We start from the raw sequence: 4,872 nt of genomic DNA on the forward strand, positions 1-4,872 counted from the left end.
GCGATAAAATCAGATCACAATCGAAGCCATTTTTATATCTATTTCAATTGGTTGCTGCTAAAGATCCTGTACATGAGACTTATCTAATTTAGAATTAAATGAAATTTTGTTTGCCACGGATTTGCAGTATTCTTGCCCTCCGACAATTGCTCAACAGGATAGTGTCAGTTCATGTCGTCTACCGCGCTCAGCCATCTTCCGACCGCCAGCCAGGCGCCTCTGTTTTTCCGCCTGGATACCCGTAGTCAACGGCTGGTCGCCCTGACCGATGTGATGCAGACGCCGCTCCACTGGCTCGACGAGCCCCGCAGTGCCTGGCCGGCCCAATTGCCGGACGCCCTGCGCCAGCCCATCGAGCAGCGGCTGGCCAGCGGCAAGGGGGGCAAGCTGGTGCTGCGCTTTGACGCTCTCCTCTGGCACATTTCCCTCTCCCACGAGCAGGACGCCTTCTGGCTCATCTGCCTGCAGACCCAGTCCCAGGAGAGCGCCGCCAGCCTGTCCCTGCAACTGCCGCGCCTGAGCCAGATGGCCAGCCAGCAGCAGTATGACGCCATGCTGGAGAGCCTCAAGGAGTGCCTGGGGGCCGATCGCCTGATCCTCTGGCACTACCAGGCCCATGGCGCCCTGGGCGGCGAGCAGCTGACCCCGGTGTTCACCCTGGGGGTGGACGCGCTCGGTGCCATTCGCGGAGACAGCCGCTACATCCGGGCCCTGCGTGCCCGGGGTGCCCTGAGCTTCTCGGAGGCGGCCCACCAGCCCATGTTGAGCCAGCACTACTACCTGGCCGATGCCAATGTCTGCTCCCGCCTGGACGGCGCCTTGCTGGAGCAGGAGAAGCTCATCGGCGTGCTCAGCCTGGAGTATGCCGAGAGCACCCTCATCAGCGATGACACCCTGCAACTGGTACGTCATTGCGCCCGCTTGCTCGGCCACTGGCAGCCGGACCCCGTGGCGACCGACGCCCCGGACCTCGCGCCCCCACCCGGGCTTGCCAACCTGACCGGCAACGATTACTGCCGCGCCCTGCTGCGCTGGGCCATGGGCCTGAGTGGTGCCCACAGGGGCTGGATCGGCGAGTTTCAGCCTCGCGGCCAGGATCTCTGGCTCATTCCCCGCTGCGTGGTGGAGGGGGATGCCTTCGCCGTCGTCAAACCCATGCCCATGGACATCGGCCCTGGCCGGGAGATCTTCCAGCACGGACAGAGTCTCTACGTGGAAGATCTGGCCCTGCGCTATCCCCAGTCCAGCCAACTGCTGGCCCTCGACGCCAAGGCCTATGTCGGTATCCCCTTCCCGGGGCCAAACGGTCTCCCCCTGGGGCAGCTCACCCTGCTGCTCGCCACCCCTCTGGCCGATCCCGCGCCCCTGCTGGACGTCCTCTACGAACAGCGCGAGCGGGCCGCCAGCGAGTTGCAGCGCCTGGCCAATGACGATGCCCTGCGCCTGGCCGAAGTGGCCTTCAACACCCACGACGGCCTGCTGGTGATGGATCACGGGGGCATCATCCTCAAGGTCAATGCCTCCTTCAGCCGCATCACCGGCTTTGCCAGCGAGGAGATGCTGGGCCTGCACATCGACGCCCTGAGGCCCACCTACTATGGCGACACCCTCAAGGAGGAGGTGATCACGGCTGTCAACCGGCAGGGATACTGGCTCGGGGAGGAACAATGCCTGCACAGGGAAGGACACCTCTTCCCGGTGCGGCTCATGGTGAGCGGGGTCAAGGACGAGGAGGAGGAGATCAGCCACTTCGTCTGCAGCTTCCACGACATCACCCAGGAGAAAGAGACCGCCCGCCACATTGAGCGCCTCGCCTACTACGACGACCTGTGCGATCTCTACAACAGGCGCAGCCTGACCGACATCATGCAGCGCACCCTGCAGGCCCCGAGTGGTCAGTGGGGGGCCCTGCTGCTGCTGGATCTGGACAACTTCAAATCCATCAACGACTCCCTCGGTCACGCCTGCGGCGATCTGCTGCTCCAGGCCGTGGTGGTGCGACTCAAGTCCCTGCCCCAGGAGAACCTGGTGCTCGCCCGCACTTCGGGTGACGAATTTGCCCTGCTCTTCACGGCACTGGGCCAGGGCTATATCACCGCCAAGATCCTGGCGGAGCACTTTGCCCGGGAGCTGATGGGGATCTTCCGTGCCCCCTTCGACATCGGCGATCACAAGCTGCACTGCAGCGCCTCCGTGGGGATCAGCCTGTTCAGCGATGACGACAAGGATCACCTTGTCCTGATGCAGCAGGCCGATACCGCCGTCCACATGGCCAAGCGCGCGGGCCAGGGCAACCATATCTTCTTCAGTGAAGCCATGGCGGAAAAAGAGAAGAGCAAGCTTTCTCTCAACAACCAGCTGCGCGATGCCCTGCGCAACAACGAGCTGGTGCTGCACTACCAGCCCCAATACCGGGTCGACAACGGCACGCTCTCGGGCATAGAGGCGCTGCTGCGCTGGCAGAAGGCCGACGGCACCATGGTGCCACCCGGGGAGTTCATCCCCATCGCCGAGGAGACCACCCTGATCCAGGAGATCGGCTACTGTGTGATGAAGACCGCCTGCACCCAGTACAGCTTCTGGCTCAACAACGGCCTCGCCATCCCCCATCTGTCGGTCAACGTCAGCGCCCGCCAGTTCCACACCGCCGGTTTCGTGCAGCAGGTGGAGTACATACTGCGGGACACCGGGGTGCCCCCGTCGCGCCTGCTGCTGGAGATCACCGAGTCCGTGGTGCTGGAAAACCGGCTGGAGAGTATCGCCAGGATCCGCCAGCTCAAGGCCCTCGGCCTGCTCATCTCCATCGACGACTTCGGCACGGGCTACTCCTCCCTGGCCTATCTGCGGGATCTGCCCGCCGACGAAGTGAAGCTCGACAGAAGCTTCATCCAGACCCTGGTCCACAGCGAACAGGACAAGGCCATCGTCAAGGCCATCCTGGATCTCGCCCGGGTGTTTCGTTTCACCGTCACCGCCGAAGGGGTGGAGGAAGAGGAGCAGCTCGCCGTGCTCAAGGCCCTGGGATGCCAGCATTATCAAGGCTTCCTCACCAGCCGGCCGCTCCCCGTCAAGGCACTGGAGAGCCTGCTGGGTGCCACCCCTGCGGGCTAAACTGGTAGGATTTATAGGGCTTTCTGTCATAAAATAACGACCGCTCGAACCTTGTCCGCACCATTGGAGTCGTCTATGTCAGTCATTAACCGGATCCCCGCCGTTGAATCCAAGGGACCTGCCACCCCCGGCACGCAGCGGATCCCGACCGTTGAAGCCAGCGACACCGGCACTACCGACATCATTGGCCGGATCCACTCCGTCGAGACCTGCGGGACCGTCGACGGCCCCGGCATCCGCTTCATCGTGTTCATGCAGGGCTGCCTGATGCGCTGCAAGTATTGTCACAACCGGGACACCTGGGACACCCAGGGCGGCCGCGAGGTCACCGTGCCCGAGCTGATGAAGGATCTCACCAGCTATCGTCACTTCATGAATGCCTCCGGCGGTGGCGTGACCGCCTCCGGCGGCGAGGCCATGCTGCAGCAGAAGTTCATCGCCGAACTGTTCACCGCCTGCAAGGCCCAGGGGATCCACACCTGCCTGGATACCAACGGTTTCGTGCGTCACTACGACGAGTTGCTCGACCGGGTGCTGGACAACACCGATCTGGTGCTGCTCGACATCAAGCAGATCAACGACGAGAAGCACATTCCCCTCACCCACGTCAGCAACAAATACACCCTGGAGTTCGCCCGCTACCTGGCCTCCCGCGGTCAGACCATGTGGATCCGCTACGTGGTGGTGCCCACCTGGTCCGACGATGACGAGAGCGCAGAAGGACTCGGCCAGTTCATCACCGAGCTGGGGGACTGCGTCGAGAAGGTGGAGCTGCTGCCCTACCACGAACTTGGCAAGCACAAGTGGGACGTGCTGGGAGATACCTATGATCTGGTCGGCATCAAGCCCCCCAGCAAGGAGACCATGGACAGGATCCAGGGCATCCTCGGCAAGTATCACCCCAACGTGAAGTATTGAGACAGGAGGCCGCCCGGCAGAGGGCGGCCTCTTTTCATTGTGCCGCCAGCGCCCGGGCTCATCACCGGGCAGTGACATCCGAGGGAACAGGTCATGAGTGAAGGACAAGTCGTCGCCCTCCTGCTCTGGCTGGTGCTGCTCGCCTTCAGCCTGAACGCCTCCCTGCTGCGCACCCTCCACGCCAACCCGCTCTACCAGCACCTCTGCCTGGGGAGCGCCATCGTCCTGGTACCGCTCTGGACCCTGCGGGCCGGGCTGCACGAGGGGCTGGAGATCCACTTTCTCGGCCTCACCAGCCTGACCCTGCTGCTGGGCTGGCGCCTCGCCCTGCTCGCCCCCTGCCTCACCCTGCTGATCCTCGCTGCCTTCGATGTCACCGAACTCGCGGACATCGGCTGGCAGGCCCTGATTGGCGTCGCCCTGCCGGTGGCCACCAGCTGGCTGCTGTTTCTGGCGAGCTGGGCCTGGCTGCCCCGCCACCTCTTCGTCTACCTGTTCGTGGCCGCCTTTCTCGGCGGCGCGCTCAGCATCTCGGTCAAGGTGATCGCCAGCGCCCTGCTGATGGGGATGAGCGGCACCTACCCCTGGCACACCATCGGCGCCGACTACCTCTCCATCTGGCCCCTGCTGCTCTTCCCCGAGGCCCTGCTCAACGGCATGACCATGACACTGCTCGCCGTCTATCGCCCCCACTGGGTCAACACCTTCTTCGATCGGGAGTATCTGGGGCGCTGATAAATTGCTTCACATAAGCGGCATAGGGAGTAATCATGTACAGGATCTTTAGCTACAACCAATTGAAATAGATAGAAAAAAGGCTTCGTTTGTGATCTGATTTAATCG

Annotated in this window: 3 protein-coding genes; all 3 read left to right on the plus strand. The window is 62.9% G+C overall.

Annotated elements, in window-relative coordinates; translation table 11 throughout:
- The first annotated feature begins 171 nt into the window (after positions 1 to 171).
- The 3 genes from OKB81_RS19360 to OKB81_RS19370 all read left to right on the plus strand — a co-directional run bounded on the left by OKB81_RS19360 (position 172) and on the right by OKB81_RS19370 (position 4,764).
- Positions 172 to 3,111 (plus strand): sensor domain-containing phosphodiesterase, encoded by a 2,940-nt coding sequence (locus tag OKB81_RS19360; protein WP_270805384.1) that lies wholly within the window; start codon positions 172 to 174, stop codon positions 3,109 to 3,111.
- Between the two features lie 75 nt (positions 3,112 to 3,186).
- The gene (pflA, locus tag OKB81_RS19365) at positions 3,187 to 4,029 is read left to right on the plus strand and encodes a pyruvate formate lyase 1-activating protein (RefSeq protein ID WP_270670511.1); all 843 of its coding nucleotides are present in this window, start codon (positions 3,187 to 3,189) and stop codon (positions 4,027 to 4,029) included.
- A 93-nt stretch (positions 4,030 to 4,122) separates the two neighbouring features.
- Positions 4,123 to 4,764, plus strand: a complete 642-nt coding sequence (locus OKB81_RS19370; RefSeq protein ID WP_270664729.1) for an energy-coupling factor ABC transporter permease — start codon at positions 4,123 to 4,125, stop codon at positions 4,762 to 4,764.
- The last annotated feature ends 108 nt before the right edge of the window (positions 4,765 to 4,872 follow it).

The sequence above is a fragment of the Aeromonas sp. QDB56 genome (assembly GCF_027705505.1).
Classification (GTDB): domain Bacteria; phylum Pseudomonadota; class Gammaproteobacteria; order Enterobacterales; family Aeromonadaceae; genus Aeromonas; species Aeromonas caviae.